Raw genomic sequence first — 17,012 nt, 5'->3', positions numbered from 1 at the left:
CTGCGACCGCGGTCAAGTTCGGGGCTCCGGCGCGGGAGCCACGTCCGTGCAGTTCCGTGCAGTCTTGAGTTACGCCTGTGCAGTCTTGTGGAGGACGATCCTACGGTTGATCCCCAGGGGCGCATCAAGGGGGCTCACTCGCACGCCACGTGACGCCTTGACCTGCTCACCGGGGCGCGCGGGCGCGCCCCTGCACCGGGCGGACCGCGCCCCGCGCGCGGAAGCTCACCCCCGCGCGTCCGGTGCGGGTACCGGCCGGTCCCAGTCCTCCGGCAGCCCCGGCACCTCCCACGCCGGGTCCGGCCGCCAGTCCTCCCAGCCGCCGCCGAACGGCACCCCCCACGCGCCGATGTGCTCGACCGCCGCGCGGCCCGCCGCCCGTACGTCCGCCGCCAGCGCGGCCGGCATCAGCCCGTCCCGCTGCGCCTGCGCGAATTCGTCCTCGTCCCGCCACTCCCAATGCCGGTCCGGATACACGCAGATGTCCAGGAAGTGGTCCTGGGAGTCGATACCGCCCGCCCAGCGGCGGCGCGGCTCCTCCAGGTTCACGTACCAGTTCTTGAAGTGCCAGCCCGGCTCCCAGAACAGCCACACCGACCAGGGGTCGTGCGGCCGGGCCAGCTTCAGCACCCCGGTGCCGAACCACTGGTCGAGCGCGGTGCGCCGGGGCTTCTTGTAGCGGGTGGCGAGCGGCTCGCGGTGGACGGGCGTCCCGTCGGCCAGCACCGGCTTGACGCAGGGCGTGCCCGGGGCCATCCACACCGCGAGCAGCTCGTCGGTGTCCTGGACGACGGTCATCGGGCGGCAGATGTGAATACCGTCGCCGGCGTTGTCGCGGTAGCGCCACAGAATCCGGTCCCCGGGCGCCCAGCTCCCCGTCCGCTCCACGGCGTCCCGCGCGTCCCCCGCCCCGGCGGCGCCCTTCCTCGTCTCCACCATGTCCGCTGTCATGCGCAGATCTTAGTGGCGTACGGATGGCCGCGCCGTGACGCAGGACGCACGGTCCGTTACGGACGGGGGCCGGCGCCACACGGGTGTCGCCCCCTTACGGGTGCGTCATCCGCAGCACATCCAGCGCCTCGTCCAACTGCTCCTCGGTCAGCAGTCCCTTGTCGACGTACCCCGACTCGATGACCACCTCGCGAATGGTCCTGCGCTCCGCGAGCGACTTCTTGGCGACCTTCGCTGCCTCCTCGTACCCGATGTACTTGTTGAGCGGGGTGACGACGGAGGGCGACGACTCCGCGTACTCCCGGGCCCGTTCGGCGTTCGCGGTGATCCCGTCGACCGTGCGGTCCGCCAGCAGCCGTGTGACGTTGGCCAGCAGCCGTACCGACTCCAGCACGTTCTTCGCGATGACCGGCAGCATCACGTTCAGCTCGAAGTTGCCCGCGGCGCCCGCCGCGGCCACCGTCGCGTCGTTGCCGGTGACCTGCGCCGCCACCATCAGCGCCGCCTCCGGGATCACCGGGTTGACCTTGCCCGGCATGATGGACGAACCCGGCTGGAGGTCGGGCAGGTTGATCTCGGCGAGGCCGGTGCGCGGCCCCGAGGACATCCACCGCAGATCGTTGGCGATCTTCGTCAGGCCGACGGCGATGGTCCGCAGCTGCCCGCTGGTCTCCACGACCGCGTCCCGCGCGCCCTGCGCCTCGAAGTGGTTGCGCGCCTCGGTCAGCGGCAGCCCCGTCGCCCGCGCCACCTCGGCGATCACCGCGGCGGGGAAGCCGGGCGGGGTGTTGATCCCGGTGCCCACGGCCGTACCGCCCAGCGGCAGTTCGGCCAGCCGCGGCAGCGCGGCCCGCAGCCGCTCCACGCCGTAGCGCACCTGCGCGGCGAAGCCGCCGAACTCCTGGCCGAGGGTGACGGGCGTGGCGTCCATGAGGTGCGTCCGCCCCGCCTTCACCACCTCGGCGAACTCGGTCTCCTTGCGCTCCAGGGAAGCCGCCAGGTGCTCCAGCGCGGGAATCAGATCACGGGTGACGGCCGCGGTCGCCGCGATGTGGATCGAGGAGGGGAAGACGTCGTTGGAGGACTGGGAGGCGTTGACGTGGTCATTGGGGTGGACGTCCCGCCCCAGCCGCTCGGTCGCGAGGGTGGCCAGCACCTCGTTGGTGTTCATGTTGGACGACGTACCGGAGCCGGTCTGGAAGACGTCGACGGGGAAGTGCTCGTCCCACTTCCCGTCCGCGACCTCGGCCGCGGCCTCCTGGATCGCCCGCGCGATGTCCTCGTCCACCACCCCGAGCTCGGCGTTCACCTTGGCCGCCGCGGCCTTGATCCGCGCCAGCGCCTCGATGTGCGCCCGCTCCAGCCGCTGCCCGGAAACCGGGAAGTTCTCGACGGCACGCTGGGTCTGGGCGCGCCATTTGGCGTGAGAGGGGACCCTTACCTCGCCCATGGAGTCGTGTTCGATGCGGAAGTCGCCGTTGTCGTTCATATCTATGACAGTGCCCGGGAACCGCGATGTGTTCCCGGGCACCGTCAGGAGTCAGCCGTCAGGCGGACCGCCCGGTGGCTCAGGCGGTACGTACCGGAATGCTGGTGAAGGTGGGAGCCGGCGCCGGGTCCTGGAAGAAGTCGTTGCCCTTGTCGTCGACGACGATGAAGGCGGGGAAGTCCTCGACCTCGATGCGCCAGACGGCCTCCATGCCGAGCTCCTCGTATTCGAGGACCTCGACCTTCTTGATGCAGTCCTGCGCCAGGCGGGCCGCCGGGCCGCCGATGGAGCCGAGGTAGAAGCCGCCGTGCGCTGCGCACGCGTCGGTGACCTGCTTGGAGCGGTTGCCCTTGGCGAGCATGACCTTCGAGCCGCCCGCCGCCTGGAACTGCTCGACGTAGGCGTCCATGCGGCCGGCCGTGGTCGGGCCGAAGGAGCCGGACGCGTAGCCCTCGGGGGTCTTCGCGGGGCCCGCGTAGTACACCGGGTGGTTCTTCAGGTACTCGGGCATCTCCTCGCCCGCGTCCAGCCGCTCCTTGATCTTCGCGTGCGCGATGTCGCGGGCGACGACCAGGGTGCCGGTGAGCGAGAGGCGGGTCTTGACCGGGTGCTTGGTCAGCTCGGCCAGGATGGCGTCCATCGGCTGGTTCAGGTCGACCCGTACGGCGTCGAGGTCCGGGCCCGCGCCCTCGGTCAGCTCCTCCTCGGTCGTCTCCGGGAGGAAGCGCGCCGGGTCCTTCTCCAGCTGCTCCAGGAAGACGCCCTCGGCGGTGATCTTCGCGACGGCCTGGCGGTCCGCCGAGCAGGACACCGCGATGGCGACCGGGCAGGACGCGCCGTGCCGGGGCAGGCGGACCACGCGTACGTCGTGGCAGAAGTACTTGCCGCCGAACTGCGCGCCGATGCCGATCTTCTGCGTCAGCTCGAAGACCTTCTCCTCCAGCTCCTTGTCCCGGAAGCCGTGGCCGGTGGGGGAGCCCTCGGCGGGCAGCTCGTCCAGGTAGTGCGCGGAGGCGTACTTGGCGGTCTTCAGCGCGTACTCGGCACTGGTGCCGCCGACGACGATCGCCAGGTGGTACGGCGGGCAGGCGGCCGTGCCCAGCGAGCGGATCTTCTCCTCCAGGAACTTCATCATGGAGGTCTCGTTGAGGACCGCCTTGGTCTCCTGGAAGAGGAAGGACTTGTTGGCCGAGCCGCCGCCCTTGGCCATGAACAGGAACTTGTACGCGTCACCGTCGGTGGCGTACAGCTCGATCTGCGCCGGCAGGTTGGAGCCGGTGTTCTTCTCGTCCCACATGGTCAGCGGGGCCATCTGCGAGTACCGCAGGTTCAGCTGCGTGTACGCGTCGTAGATGCCGCGGGACAGGGCCTCCTCGTCCCGGCCCTCGGTCAGCACGTTCTGGCCGCGCTTGCCCATGACGATCGCCGTGCCGGTGTCCTGGCACATCGGCAGCACGCCCGCCGCCGCGATGTTCGCGTTCTTCAGCAGGTCCAGCGCCACGAAGCGGTCGTTGGCGGACGCCTCGGGGTCGTCCAGGATGCGGCGCAGCTGGGCGAGGTGGGCCGGGCGCAGGTAGTGCGAGATGTCGTGCATGGCCTCGGCGGCCAGCTTGCGCAGCGCCTCCGGCTCGACCTTGAGGAACGTGCGCCCGTCGGCCTCGAAGGTGCTCACGCCCTCCGAAGTGATCAGGCGGTAGGGGGTGTTGTCCTCGCCTACTGGGAGCAGGTCGGTATAGGCGAATTCCGGCATCAGGGCCATTCCTCACTCGGCAGTGGTTTCGGCTGACATCTGCGGCAGCGCCTGAACAGCGTAGAACCCTTACTCGCGGCCGCCGCTGTGAGGTAAGGCTCACCCGGGGCGCGCGACGGGGCCGCGCGTCCCCTGGTCGCGATCTATCGCGTTTCGGTACGCTGCTGCCCGTGGACGAATCGCCGCTCGCCAAACGAGCCCAGCAGCCGGTGAACCTGACCAAGCCCGTGGCGGAGGCCGGAATCCGGGCCTCCGACGCCGACCGGGACCGGATCGCGGAGATCCTCCGCGAGGCGCTGGCGGTCGGACGGCTGGACGCGGAGGAGCACGCCGAACGTATCGACCTGGTCTACCGCGCCAAGACGATGGGCGAACTGGAACCGCTGGTACGGGACCTGCCCGCGGAGGACGGCGGACCCCGGCGGCAGCCCGCGTCCGCCGCGTACGGGGACGGGCCGGGCGCCGCGCCGCCGGACCAGACCATGGTCGCGATCTTCAGCGCCTCGACCCGCAAGGGGCGCTGGCGGGTGCCGGGCCGGATCAACGCCGTCGCCATCTTCGGCAGCGTGGAGATCGATCTGACCGAGGGCATCTTCCAGCAGCAACAGGTCCAGATCAACGTCACCGCGATCTTCGGCAGTGTGGAGATCCGGGTGCCGGAGAACATCACGCTGCGCAGCAACGGTTCCGGCGTGCTCGGCGCCTTCGAGGTCGAGACGAACGAGTCGGTGGAGGGCGACGCGCCGGTCGTCCAGGTCAACGGCTACGCGGTGCTCGGCAGCGTCGAGGCCAAGGCCAAGCGCGGCAAGTGGCTGCGCGACCTGCGCGACGATCTGCGCGGCGCGCGGCGCGCGTGGCAGGAGCAGCGGCGCGACGAGCGGCGGGCGCTCCACGAACAGCGCCGGGACGAGCGCGGGGCCTGGCGCGAGCAGCGCCGGGACGAGCGGCGCGAACGGCACGGGCGGCTGCACGGCGGCTGGGACTGACGGGGCCGGAGGCGGCGGGGGAGGCCGCCGGCGGCGCAGCCCGCAGCCGGTCGGTGTGCGACGGGAGAGACGGGGGAAAAACCGGGCGGACCGCACCCTTCCGGGCTGCGGGAAGGTTGAATTCCCCGCGCTTCCGCACTGCTCAAACGCCGTTCGCAACCGTGTGCATAAGCACGCGTACAGCGGGTAGGGCTGGTGCATCGTCTCTCGTACGGCTGCGGGGTGCGAAAAGTCGTGCGCAGCGAGACGGGCAAGGGTGACTCTTTCGCCGAAGCCGTCGTCAGGAGTAGACCGTGCTGCTACCGCATCAGCCTCTGCAGGACACCGCAGTTGTTCCGCCCCAGCGGGTTCCCTCTCGCGAAGAGGCCGGTCCCTGGCACGCGGAGGCGGTGTGCCGCCGTGACGAGGCGGGACTGTTCTTCGCACCGTCCAAGGAGCCGACCGCCGCACGCCTGGCGCGGGAGGAAGCCGCGAAGCGGGTCTGTGCCCGCTGCCCGGTGATGATCGAATGCCGGGAGCACGCCCTGATGCAGCCCGAGCCCTACGGAGTGTGGGGCGGCCTGACCGCCGCCGAGCGCCGGGTCGTGCTCGCGCGCCGTCGGCGCCGGGAGACCGAGCTGCAGCGCTCGGCCCGGATGCAGGCCGCCGGCTGAGCGGCCCATGCACCCGGCACGCGTAACGGGCCGGGACCCCGCCGAGTGTGACGGCGGAGTCCCGGCCCGATTGCTGTGCGCGCCGGCCGGCCGTTGCCGGTCCGGCTGCCGCTAGCTGGGGCGCTCGAAGTCGACCGAGCTGTACGCGCGCAGCTTGGCGAGCCGGTGCTCGGAGTCGACCCGGCGGATCGTGCCGGACTTGGAGCGCATCACCAGCGACGAGGTGGTCGCGGTCTCGGCGCGGTAGCGCACGCCGCGCAGCAGGTCGCCGTCGGTGATGCCGGTGGCCACGAAGAAGACGTTGTCGCCGCGCACCAGGTCGTCGGTCTGGAGCACCTTGTCCAGGTCGTGCCCGGCGTCGATCGCGCGCTGCCGCTCCTCGTCGTCCTTCGGCCACAGCTTGGCCTGGAGGGTGCCGCCCAGGCACTTCAGGGCGCACGCGGCGATGATGCCCTCGGGCGTACCGCCGATGCCCAGCAGCAGGTCCACGCCGGTGCCCTCGCGGGCCGCCATGATCGCGCCGGCCACGTCGCCGTCGGAGATGAACTTGATCCGGGCGCCCGCCTCCCGTACCTCCTTGACCAGGCCCTCGTGGCGCGGCCGGTCCAGGATGACGACGGTGACGTCCTCGACGGCGGACTTCTTCGCCTTGGCGATCCGGCGGATGTTCACGCCGACCGGAGCGGTGATGTCGACGAAGTCGGCGGCCTCCGGGCCGGTGGCCAGCTTGTCCATGTAGAACACCGCGGACGGGTCGAACATGGCGCCGCGCTCGGCGACGGCCATCACGGAGACCGCGTTGGCCATGCCCTTGGCGGTCAGCGTCGTACCGTCGACCGGGTCCACGGCCACGTCGCACTCGGCGCCGGTGCCGTCGCCGACCCGCTCGCCGTTGTAGAGCATCGGGGCGTTGTCCTTCTCGCCCTCCCCGATGACCACGACGCCGTTCATGGAGACGGTGTGGATCAAGGCGCGCATGGCCTTGACGGCGGCGCCGTCGGCGCCGTTCTTGTCGCCGCGCCCGACCCAGCGGCCCGAGGCCATGGCTCCGGCCTCGGTCACCCGGACGAGCTCCAGTGCGAGGTTGCGGTCGGGAGCCTCGGGGCTGACCTCGAGTTGGGACGGCAGATGATGCTCGGTCATCGAGCGCACCTTTCTGTACGGCGACGGCCGGAATGGTGAGGGTGGCTATGACTTTATCGGTAGGTCGCCACAATGAGCAGTGGGCCCTACGCATGAGCAGCGCCCGCGCGCCATACGGGCGTGTCCCCGCAAGGGCGGGCACCGGGCGGCGAACGGCAGGGGGCGTGTCTTCGCAGGGCCGGGCATGGGGGACGATAGAGACGTGGCAGGTATGCGAGGCAAGCAGACGGTTCGGGACATGGTCCTGTCGATGGCGGTGATCGGCGCCCTCGTCGCGGGCATCTATGTCTTCATCCCGCACAACGACAGCAGGAGCGCCGAGGTCAACGCGGTCAAGACGGTCGACTACCGCGTCGAGCTCGCGACCGCCCGGCGCGCCGCGCCGTACGCGATCGCCGCGCCCAAGGGCCTGCCCGAGGGCTGGCGCGCCACCTCCGTCACGTACAAGGCGAGCAACGACGGCAAGGGCGGCGCCTGGCACCTGGGCTTCCTCGACCCGGAGCAGGAGTACGCGGCGCTGGAGCAGAGCGACGCGCCCGCGAAGAAGTTCATCCAGGACGTCACGCTGGGCGCCGAGAAGGCGCCGGGCAAGCAGGCCGTCGGCGGCGTGAAGTGGGACCGCTACAAGGGCGAGAAGTACCGCGCGCTGGTGCGCGAGGAGGAGGGCGTCACCACCGTCCTCACCGGCACCGCGCCGTACGGACGGCTCGCGGAACTGGCCGCGTCTCTGGAGGCGAAGAAGGGCTGACGCTGACGGCCGGGGTGCCTGCCCCCGTGGCCGTACGGCTGCATACGTACGACGAGGCCGCCGCACCGGGATGGGTGCGGCGGCCTCGTCGTACGTGGGGAAGGCTCAGACGGTGGTCACGGCCTCGTCGAAGCTCAGACGGGGCGAGCGCGGGCTGTGCTGTCCCGGGGGCGACCCCCGGACCCCCGGCCGGATCAGACCGTCGTGACGGCCTCGTCGAAGCTCAGGCGCGGCGAGCGCGGGAAGAAGGCGTCGGCGCCCGGCTTGCCGACGTTGATGACCATGAAGGACTTCTGCTTGCCGTCGCCGAAGAACTCCTTGTCGATGCCGGCGAAGTCGAAGCCGGTCATCGGGCCGGCGGCCAGGCCGGCCGCGCGGATGCCGAGGATGAGGTAGCCCGCCTGGAGGGTCGCGTTCTGGGCGCCGGCGACCTCGCGGACGGACAGCTCGCTGAAGTAGGCGTCCTTGATGCCCGGGGCGTGCGGGAACAGGGTCGGCAGCTTCTCGTGGAAGTCCAGGTCCGTGGAGAGCACCAGCGTCAGCGGCGCGCTCAGCGTCTTCGGGCCGTTGGCGCCCATGGCGTGCTTGACCAGGCGCTCACGGGCGTCCGCCGAGCGGACCAGGGTCAGCCGCAGCGGCGACTGGTTGAAGGCGGTCGGCGCGTACTTCACCAGGTCGTAGATGGCCTGAACCTGCTCGTCCGTCACCGGCTCGTCGGTGAACGAGTTGGCGGTCTGGGCCTCGCGGAAGAGGAGGTCCTGGGCGGCGGCGTCGAGCGCGAGAGACATGAGGGCACCTCGGTGAGTCGGTGATTTCCGTGTTCGGTATCAACTGTAACCAAGATAGATTAAGTTTCAACTAAAACGGGGGAATCGTGACTCGGTTCACAAGGTGGGGGAGTGACGCGCGCAGACGCTTAGGGGAGGGGCGCGGATGCAGGCGGGCCTACGAGTGGTCGTAGGCGCGGCCGTACGCGTGGTTACGTGCGCGAGGGGCCGTGCCGCCCCGTACCCCTACGTACGCGGGCCCGGCCCCTTATCCGTACAGCCGACCGCTACTCGGCCTCGGCCTCGGCCTCCGCCTCGTCCTCTTCCGCCAGCGCCGCGTCCAGCCGCGCCCGCGCGCCGTCCAGCCAGCGGCGGCAGACCTTTGCCAGTTCCTCGCCGCGCTCCCAGAGCGCGAGGGACTCCTCCAGGGTGGTCCCGCCGGCCTCCAGGCTGCGGACGACCTCGATCAGCTCGTCCCGGGCCTGCTCGTACCCGAGCGCGGAACCCGCCGGCTGCGCCGCGTCCGCCGCGCCGCCCGCCACCGTGTCGTCCGTCTTCGCCTTAGCCATGGCTCTCACCCTAATCCTGGGGTCCGACATCGGACGGTGCGCCGGAGACCCGGACCCGGAACTCGCCCTCGGCGACCCTGGCCCGCAGCTCGTCGTCCGGCGCGACCTCACCGGGCGAGCGCACGGCCGAACCGTCCGGCCTCTGGAGGACGGCGTACCCGCGCTCCAGGGTGGCCTTGGGGGAGAGGGCGACCACCCGCGCCAGGGTGTGCGACAGCTCGGAGTCGGCCCGGTCGAGCAGATGCCCCAGCGTGCGTCGGCCGCGCTCCAGCAGCGCCGTGACCTGCTCCTCGCGCTCCTCGACCATCCGGTGGGGCCGCTCCATCGAGGGCCTGCTCAGCGCCGCCGCCAGGCCGCGCTCCTCGCGGTCGAGGAAGCCGCTGACCGCGCGCAGCGCCCGCTCCCGCAGCTGCTGGATACGGGCGAACTCCTCGCCCACGTCCGGTACGACCTTCTTGGCCGCGTCCGTCGGCGTCGAGGCGCGCAGGTCGGCGACCAGGTCGAGCAGCGGCGAATCCGGTTCGTGGCCGATCGCGGAGACGACCGGCGTACGGGCCGCGCCCACCGCCCTGACCAGCTGCTCGTCCGAGAACGGCAGTAGGTCCTCGACGCTGCCGCCGCCGCGCGCCACGATGATCACGTCGACCTCGGGCAGCGCGTCCAGCTCCTTGACCGCCTCGATGACCTGCGGCACCGCGTGCACCCCCTGCACCGGTACGTTGCGCACCTCGAAGCGGACCGCCGGCCAGCGCAGGCGGGCGTTCTCCAGGACGTCCCGCTCGGCGGCGCTGGCCCGCCCGCAGACCAGGCCGATCAGCTGCGGCAGGAACGGCAGTCCGCGCTTGCGCTCCGCCCGGAACAGGCCCTCGGCGGCGAGGGACTTCTTCAGCTGCTCCAGCCGCGCCAGCAGCTCGCCGACGCCCACCGGTTTGATCTCGGCGGCGCGCAGCGAGAGCTGGCCGCGCGGCGCGTACCACTCCGGCTTGGCATGCACGACGACGCGGGCGCCCTCGCTCACCACGTCGGCGATCTTGTCGAAGACCTGGCGGTAGCACGTCACGCTGACCGAGATGTCGTACGACGGGTCGCGCAGCGTCAGGAAGACCACACCGGCGCCCGGCCGCCGGGACAGCTGGGTGATCTGGCCCTCGACCCAGACGGCACCCAGCCGGTCGATCCACCCCCCGATGAGCCGCGACACCTCGCCGACGGGGATCGGCGCCTCCGCAGACGTCCTCACACTCATGCGTCGAGCGTATAGCCCGGCACTGACAGCGCGGGGCGGCGCGGGGCGGGCGGCGGGGTCCGTACGAGGCTGGGCGGCGCGGGGCGGGCGCGAACCCGTAAGAGGCCGGTCGCTCGCCGCAGCCCCGTACAAGGCCGGTCGCTTGCCGCAGCCTCGTACAAGGCCGGTCGCTCGCCGCAGCCCCGTAAAGTCGGCCGCCTGCCGCCTGCCGCCTGCCGCCTGCCGCCTGCCGCCTGCCGCCTGCCGCCTGCCGCCTGCCGCCTGCCGCCTGCCGCAGGCCCGATCCCGGCGTGGCCGGCCGATCACCGCTCGACGGTGCCCGTCGTACCGCCCCTCCTGCGCCCGTACTGCACCGCCAGCACCACCAGCCCCACCGCCAGCCAGACGGCGCCGACGGTCTGCGCGGTCCCGGACGCCTCCACGATCACCGCGACCACCACCGCAAGGCCCAGCAGCGGCACCAGGACGTGCTTGAGGACGTTCGGCCGCCCGGCCCGCTTGCGTACCCAGAACCAGCCGATCACCGAGGCGTGCAGCAGTCCGAAGGCGGTCAGCGCGCCCACGTTGACGATCGAGGAGAGATGGTCCAGGCCGTCGTCGCGGCGGGCCGCCCACACCGCCGCGATCAGCGTCACCACCGCGGCGCCCAGCAGCGCCCGCCGCGGCACCCCGCTGCCCGCGTCCACCTTCGACATCGCGCCCGGCAGCCGCCGGTCCCGCGCCATCGCGAACAGCAGCCGGCCGGCCGCCGCCTGCCCCGCCAGCGCCGCGAACGCCGCGCCGATCGCCTTGCTCGCCGCCACCAGCTTCTGCAGCCACTCGCCGACGGCCGCGTCCGCCGTCGTGTAGAAGGCGTCGCCCTGCCCGGCGGGGTTCGCCGCCAGCTCGGCCGCGGACATCGGCGCGAGCAGCGCCGCCAGATAGGTCTGCACGGCGAACAGCACACCCGCCAGCACCAGGCAGGTCAGCACGGCCCGCGCCACCCGCGCGGAACTCCCCGTGGTCTCCTCCGCGAACGACGCGATCGCGTCGAACCCCAGATACGACAGCACCGCCACCGACACCGCCGCCAGCACCGCGCTCGTCGAGAAACCGCCCTCCCCGGTCAGCGGTACCGACCACCCGCGCCGCGCCCCGTCCGTGACCAGCACCCACACCGCCGCCACCACGAACACCACCAGCACCGCCAGTTCCATGGCCAGCACCGCGAACCCGGCCACCGCCGCGGTGCGTACCCCCATGAGGTTCAGCAGCGTGGTGACGACCACCGCGAGCGCCGTCCACACCCACTGGTGCACGGACGGCACCAGCGCGTGCATGGCGATACCGGAGAAGAGGTACGCCACCGCCGGAATCAGCAGATAGTCGAGCATCGCCATCCACCCCGCGACGAAGCCCGCGCCGTCGCCGAGCCCGACCCGCGCGTAGGTGAACACCGAGCCGGCCTGCGGGGCGACCCGCACCATCTGCGCGTACGAGTACGCGGTGAAGGCCATCGCCACGGTCGCCACGAGGTAGACGACCGTGATCGCGCCGTGCGACTTGGCCTGGAGCGTGCCGAAGATGCCGACGGGCGCCATCGGGGCGATGAAGAGCAGCCCGTAGACGATCAGGTCCCGGAAGCTCAGCGTGCGCCGGAGCCCGGCGTCGGCGGACGCGCCGGGTGACGCGCCGGGTGACGCGCCGGGTGACGCGGTGGTCCCGGCGGACGGCGGCGGGGAGGACCGGGCCGGCTCGGAGGACGGATTCGGTCCGGGGGACGGGTTCCGCCCGGAGGACGGGTTCGGCTCGGACGGTGCGCTCATGACGGTCACTCCAGCGGGGGACGTACGTGCCGACGATGATCGTCGGCTGCCTTCCAGCTTCGGGCAAGGCCGCGCGCCGGGTGGGGTGGACGCGCCAGCAGGGGCGGAGGGGGCCGGGAGGCGGCCTCGCCGCGGCGCGACGCATACGCACTCCGGTGGCGTACGGCGGCGCGGCACTCCGGTGGCACTCCAGTGGCGTACGGCAACACGTACATACCCGCGGCACGGCGCACGCGCCTCCGTAACAGGGCGCTCGCACGCTCGCACCGCCATACGCACGCCTCTACGCCCCGCGATCCCCACCCCCCCATGCCCGCGGTCTCACGCGCCGCCCCACACCCGTGCAGCCACCCCGCGCCGCGGTCTCACGCACCGCCCCACACCCGTAGAGCCACCCCCGCCACCCCGGTGACACCGTCCCGCGCCCCCGTCAACCCCGTTCACCCCGCCGCGCCCCCACGGCAGCACGAACCCCGAAGTACGCCCCGTACGATGGATCGTATGACTGCTGCTACGCCCAGCCCGTCGCCCGCCAGCGCTCCGGACGGAGCCGCCACGCCGCGCGAGGACCGCCGCCGGGTCCTGCTCGCCGCGCCGCGTGGTTATTGCGCGGGCGTGGACCGTGCCGTGATCGCCGTCGAGAAAGCCCTGGAACAGTACGGCGCGCCCGTCTACGTGCGCCACGAGATCGTCCACAACAAGTACGTCGTCAAGACCCTGGAGAAGAAGGGCGCGATCTTCGTCGAGGAGACGGCGGAGGTCCCCGAGGGCAACATCGTCATCTTCTCCGCGCACGGTGTCGCCCCGGTCGTCCACGACGAGGCCAAGCAGGGCAAGCTGGCCACCATCGACGCCACCTGCCCGCTGGTCACCAAGGTGCACAAGGAAGCCGTCCGGTACGCCAAGGAGGACTTCGACATCCTCCTGATCGGCCACGAGGGCCACGAAGAGGTCATCGGCACCAGCGGCGAGGCCCCCGACCACATCACCCTGGTCGACGGCCCCGACGATGTGCAGAACATCGAGGTCCGCGACCCGGACAAGGTCGTCTGGCTCTCCCAGACCACCCTCTCGGTCGACGAGACCATGGAGACGGTCGACGCCATCAAGGGCCGCTACCCCAACCTCCTCTCCCCGCCCAGCGACGACATCTGCTACGCCACGCAGAACCGCCAGACCGCCGTCAAGCAGATGGGCGCCCAGACCGACCTGGTCATCGTGGTCGGCTCCAAGAACTCCTCGAACTCGGTCCGCCTCGTCGAGGTCGCCCTCGGCGCGGGCGCCGGCGCCGCCCACCTGGTCGACGGCGCCGAGGAGATCGACGAGAGCTGGCTGGAGGGCGTGACCACCGTCGGCCTCACCTCCGGCGCCTCCGTCCCCGAGATCCTGGTGCACGGCGTCCTGGACTGGCTCGCCGAGCGCGGTTACGAGGACGTGGAGACCGTCAAGGCCGCCGAGGAGTCCATCACCTTCTCGCTGCCCAAGGAACTCCGCCGCGACCTGCGCGCCGAGGCGAAGACCGCCGCCGAGGGCTGAGCCCGAGGGCCCGGGGACCGCGTGCCCGGGCCTGCGGAGGCCATCCGAGGGGTGAACCGGCCGCCCGGCGCCTAGCCTCTAAGGCATGAAGGTCTTTGGTGTGGACATCGGCGGGTCGGGCATCAAGGGCGCTCCGGTGGACCTGGAGCGCGGCGACCTGGCGGAAGAGCGGTTCAAGGTACTGACCCCGCATCCGGCCACCCCGGACGCGGTCGCGGACTGCGTCAAGCAGGTCGTGGACCATTTCGGCTGGTCGGGGCCGGTCGGCGCGACGTTCCCCGGCGTGGTGACGGACGGCGTCACCCGTACGGCGGCCAATGTCGACAAAGGGTGGATCGACCGGAACGCCGCCGCGCTGCTGGCCGGCCGCCTCGGTGACGAGACCGGCGGCTGCCCGGTCACCGTCCTGAACGACGCGGACGCGGCGGGCCTGGCCGAGATGCGGTTCGGCGCGGGCCGCGGCCGCCGGGGCACGGTCATCGTGCTCACCTTCGGCACCGGCATCGGCAGCGCCGTCTTCACCGACGGCGAACTGGTCCCCAACACCGAGCTGGGACACCTGGAACTGCACGGCCACGACGCCGAGAAGCGGGCGTCCACCAAGGTCAAGGACGACGAGGACCTGAGCTGGCCGGACTGGGCGCACCGCGTACAGAAGTACCTCGCCCACGTGGAGATGCTCTTCTCGCCCCGGCTGTTCGTGATCGGCGGCGGCGTCAGCCGCAAGGCGGCGAAGTTCCTGCCGCTGATCGAGGGCATCCGGGCGGAGATCGTGCCCGCGCAGCTCCAGAACAGCGCGGGCATCGTGGGCGCGGCGATGGCGGCCGCGGCCGCGGAACGGGACGGAGCGGCGGCCCCGGCCGGCGCCGGCGCGTCCGCCGGCCCGCTGGCCGCCCCCGCTTCCGCCCCTTCCTCCGACGGCCCTACGTCGCAGGTCGGCTGGCCGGCCGATCCCTGACCTGGCCCGCGCGCGGCCCGGGGCTGCGGGCGTGATGCGACCCCTGGGCCAGCCCCGGCCGCTGCCCGGGGCCAGGGCCCTCGTCCACCTGCCCGCGCCTTCGCTGCCAACGGCCGGACACCGGATCCGGCGCCTGCCCGGAGGCGCGCCCGGCCGCACCGTTCGCGCTCCTGCCCTTCGCGGGCTCCCGGCCTTGCGCCCCCTGCGCCCCCTGCGCCCGCGCCACCTGCCGTTGCGCGTGCCGCTCGGCCTGCCGCCGTGCGATGGCCGCCGCCTTGCGTACGACGACGATCAGCGCGCAGGCCAGCGTCCCCGCGAACAGCCAGCCCGCCTGCGTCGCCAGCACCGTGAAGACGCCCATCAGCAGCCCGGTGAACCCGCCCGTGTTGTGGCTGATCGGCACGGTGCCGAGGGTGAACATGATCGGCAGCGCGATCGGGGCCGTGATCAGGTCGTACGGCCGTACCCACAGCCCGGCCGACACGCCGACCAGGAGGAAGAAGACCCCGTACGCCGTCGGCGCGCCCCCGAACAGCAGGTTGTCGAAGAAGGCGAAAGCGAACAGGACGAAGGTGCCGAGCAGACCGCAGCCCAGGCCGGTGAGCCGGGGCGACGGCAGCCGCGCTGCCGCCGCCGCCAGCGGGGCCAGCGGGCCGCGCCGGCGGGCACGCACGCGGTAGACGGTCGACGTCTCACCGCCGGGTGCCGCCGCACCCGGCGCGCGTGGGGCGCCCGGGGCCCGCGGGGCACCAGGGGTGCCTGCCTTGCCCCGGGCCTCCGGAGCGTTCGGCGGCACGGCCTCCGCGGGACGGGGAAGCCGTGCGTCCTGGCCCGCTGCCGGACGGACGGTCCGGGGCGGACTGTGCTGAGGGCTGCGCGCTCTGTGTTGCTCCACTCGGCAACGGTAGGCCGCTAAGTGGGATCAATTGGTTACAGGACACGCGTTTTGACTGACCTGACCGGACCATTCGGCGTACAAATCACCCGTTGGGCGGGACGCCGCGTACGCAGAGGGGGCCCTGCGCCGCAGTACACCGGGCGTCCTCCCGCCCCGTCCGGCCGCCTCCACCTCCGCCGCCCGCCGCCCTTCCCCCGCCCCGTAGACTGGACGACCGGTCCTCCATGGACCGCACCCCTTACGGCCGCCCCGGCCCCGCAGCGGGCCGTACGCACCGTCGCCCAGTCCACCCGCATCCTCTCCGGGAAGTCGCCACCGTGTCGCTCACGATCGGAATCGTCGGTCTGCCGAATGTCGGCAAGTCGACCATGTTCAACGCCCTGACCAAGAACGACGTGCTGGCGGCCAACTACCCGTTCGCCACCATCGAGCCCAACGTCGGCGTCGTCGGCGTCCCCGACCCGCGCCTGGCCAAGCTGGCCGAGATCTTCGACTCCCAGAAGATCCTCCCGGCCACCGTCGACTTCGTCGACATCGCCGGCATCGTCCGCGGCGCCTCCGAGGGCGAGGGCCTGGGCAACAAGTTCCTGGCGAACATCCGCGAGTCCGACGCGATCTGCCAGGTCATCCGCGCCTTCAAGGACGAGAACGTCGTCCACGTCGACGGCAAGGTCTCGCCGAAGGACGACATCGAGACCATCAACACCGAGCTGATCCTCGCCGACCTCCAGACCATCGAGAAGGTCCTGCCGCGCCTCCAGAAGGAGTCGCGCATCAAGAAGGACGTGGCCCCGAAGGTCAAGGCCGTCGAGGAGGCCAAGGCCATCCTGGAGGAGGGCCGCACCCTCTTCTCCGCCGGCATCGTCCAGGGCGCCGAGAACTCCGAGCTCCTCCACGACCTCCACCTCCTCACCACCAAGCCCTTCCTCTACGTCTTCAACGTCGACGAGGACGAGCTGACCGACGAGGACTTCAAGAACGAACAGCGCGCCCTGGTGGCCCCCGCCGAAGCCATCTTCCTGAACGCCAAACTTGAAGCCGACCTCGCCGAACTCGACGAGGAAGAGGCCCTCGAACTCCTCCAGTCCGTAGGCCAGGAAGAACCCGGCCTCGCCACCCTCGCCCACGTAGGCTTCAACACCCTCGGCCTCCAGACCTACCTGACGGCCGGCCCCAAGGAAACCCGCGCTTGGACCATCAAGAAGGGGGCTACGGCTCCTGAGGCGGCTGGTGTTATTCACACCGACTTCCAGAAGGGGTTCATCAAGGCTGAGGTCATTTCGTTTGATGACCTGGTGGAGACGGGGTCGGTGGCGGAGGCTCGGGCTGCTGGGAAGGCGCGTATGGAGGGCAAGGATTATGTGATGCAGGATGGGGATGTCGTGGAGTTCCGCTTCAACGTGTGAGCGGATGAAATAACACCACGTCGCTGACCCGGCAGACCTGCTGGTCAGAAGGGGTCGGGCTCTTGAGGGCCCGGCCCTTTCGTCGATCCCGCGCTGGATCGGTGCTG

General features: G+C 71.5%; 14 protein-coding genes and 1 pseudogene. 6 read left to right on the top strand and 9 right to left on the bottom strand.

What is annotated here, in order from left to right:
* Nucleotides 1–225 precede the first annotated feature (225 nt).
* The 3 genes from fomD to CP984_RS14070 form a co-directional block, all read right to left on the bottom strand.
* Nucleotides 226–951, bottom strand: a complete 726-nt coding sequence (fomD, locus tag CP984_RS14080; protein WP_031019369.1) for a cytidylyl-2-hydroxypropylphosphonate hydrolase — start codon at nt 949–951, stop codon at nt 226–228.
* A 94-nt stretch (nt 952–1,045) separates the two neighbouring features.
* Nucleotides 1,046–2,440 (bottom strand): class II fumarate hydratase, encoded by a 1,395-nt coding sequence (locus CP984_RS14075; RefSeq protein WP_003987078.1) that lies wholly within the window; start codon nt 2,438–2,440, stop codon nt 1,046–1,048.
* A gap of 79 nt (nt 2,441–2,519) precedes the next feature.
* Complete coding sequence (locus CP984_RS14070) at nt 2,520–4,199, bottom strand: fumarate hydratase (RefSeq protein ID WP_003987077.1); 1,680 nt, start codon at nt 4,197–4,199, stop codon at nt 2,520–2,522.
* A 152-nt stretch (nt 4,200–4,351) separates the two neighbouring features.
* Between CP984_RS14070 and CP984_RS14065 the strand changes: the two are divergent.
* Nucleotides 4,352–5,029: pseudogene (locus CP984_RS14065) on the top strand (DUF1707 SHOCT-like domain-containing protein); the annotation flags it as partial.
* A gap of 440 nt (nt 5,030–5,469) precedes the next feature.
* Nucleotides 5,470–5,829, top strand: coding sequence for a WhiB family transcriptional regulator (locus tag CP984_RS14060; RefSeq protein ID WP_032922291.1), 360 nt, complete (start codon nt 5,470–5,472; stop codon nt 5,827–5,829).
* Between the two features lie 111 nt (nt 5,830–5,940).
* Here the strand turns inward: CP984_RS14060 and glpX are convergent, their stop codons facing one another.
* Complete coding sequence (gene glpX / locus CP984_RS14055) at nt 5,941–6,972, bottom strand: class II fructose-bisphosphatase (protein ID WP_003986688.1); 1,032 nt, start codon at nt 6,970–6,972, stop codon at nt 5,941–5,943.
* 211 nt (nt 6,973–7,183) lie between these two features.
* On the opposite strand from glpX, the gene CP984_RS14050 reads away from it, so the two are divergent.
* Nucleotides 7,184–7,720: a DUF4245 domain-containing protein gene (locus CP984_RS14050; RefSeq protein ID WP_030628510.1), complete on the top strand. Its 537-nt coding sequence runs from the start codon at nt 7,184–7,186 to the stop codon at nt 7,718–7,720.
* Nucleotides 7,721–7,914: 194 nt separating this feature from the next.
* Here CP984_RS14050 and CP984_RS14045 read toward each other — a convergent pair whose 3' ends face one another.
* From CP984_RS14045 to CP984_RS14030, 4 genes are all read right to left on the bottom strand, one after another.
* Complete coding sequence (locus CP984_RS14045; RefSeq protein WP_003986690.1) at nt 7,915–8,508, bottom strand: malonic semialdehyde reductase; 594 nt, start codon at nt 8,506–8,508, stop codon at nt 7,915–7,917.
* Between the two features lie 266 nt (nt 8,509–8,774).
* The gene (locus CP984_RS14040; protein WP_003986691.1) at nt 8,775–9,056 is read right to left on the bottom strand and encodes an exodeoxyribonuclease VII small subunit; all 282 of its coding nucleotides are present in this window, start codon (nt 9,054–9,056) and stop codon (nt 8,775–8,777) included.
* A 10-nt stretch (nt 9,057–9,066) separates the two neighbouring features.
* A complete protein-coding gene (xseA, locus tag CP984_RS14035) occupies nt 9,067–10,302 on the bottom strand; it encodes an exodeoxyribonuclease VII large subunit (RefSeq protein WP_031019364.1) in 1,236 nt (411 codons plus the stop codon).
* A gap of 302 nt (nt 10,303–10,604) precedes the next feature.
* The gene (locus tag CP984_RS14030) at nt 10,605–12,107 is read right to left on the bottom strand and encodes an APC family permease (protein ID WP_003986694.1); all 1,503 of its coding nucleotides are present in this window, start codon (nt 12,105–12,107) and stop codon (nt 10,605–10,607) included.
* 492 nt (nt 12,108–12,599) lie between these two features.
* On the opposite strand from CP984_RS14030, the gene CP984_RS14025 reads away from it, so the two are divergent.
* On the top strand, nt 12,600–13,643 hold the full coding sequence (locus tag CP984_RS14025) for a 4-hydroxy-3-methylbut-2-enyl diphosphate reductase (protein ID WP_078586862.1): 1,044 nt from the start codon (nt 12,600–12,602) through the stop codon (nt 13,641–13,643).
* A gap of 85 nt (nt 13,644–13,728) precedes the next feature.
* Complete coding sequence (gene ppgK, locus CP984_RS14020) at nt 13,729–14,601, top strand: polyphosphate--glucose phosphotransferase (protein ID WP_078586864.1); 873 nt, start codon at nt 13,729–13,731, stop codon at nt 14,599–14,601.
* On the opposite strand, the gene CP984_RS14015 is transcribed toward ppgK, so the two are convergent.
* A complete protein-coding gene (locus tag CP984_RS14015) occupies nt 14,567–15,274 on the bottom strand; it encodes a DUF6542 domain-containing protein (RefSeq protein WP_063604328.1) in 708 nt (235 codons plus the stop codon). The genes ppgK and CP984_RS14015 overlap by 35 nt on opposite strands.
* 542 nt (nt 15,275–15,816) lie before the next feature.
* Here CP984_RS14015 and ychF point away from each other — a divergent pair.
* Nucleotides 15,817–16,905: a redox-regulated ATPase YchF gene (gene ychF, locus CP984_RS14010; RefSeq protein ID WP_003987427.1), complete on the top strand. Its 1,089-nt coding sequence runs from the start codon at nt 15,817–15,819 to the stop codon at nt 16,903–16,905.
* Nucleotides 16,906–17,012 lie beyond the last annotated feature (107 nt).

Origin of the sequence: Streptomyces rimosus, from assembly GCF_008704655.1 — a bacterium.
Lineage (GTDB): Bacteria > Actinomycetota > Actinomycetes > Streptomycetales > Streptomycetaceae > Streptomyces > Streptomyces rimosus.
Note: the sequence above shows the minus strand (reverse complement) of the source record. Positions and strands in the feature narration are given on the sequence as shown.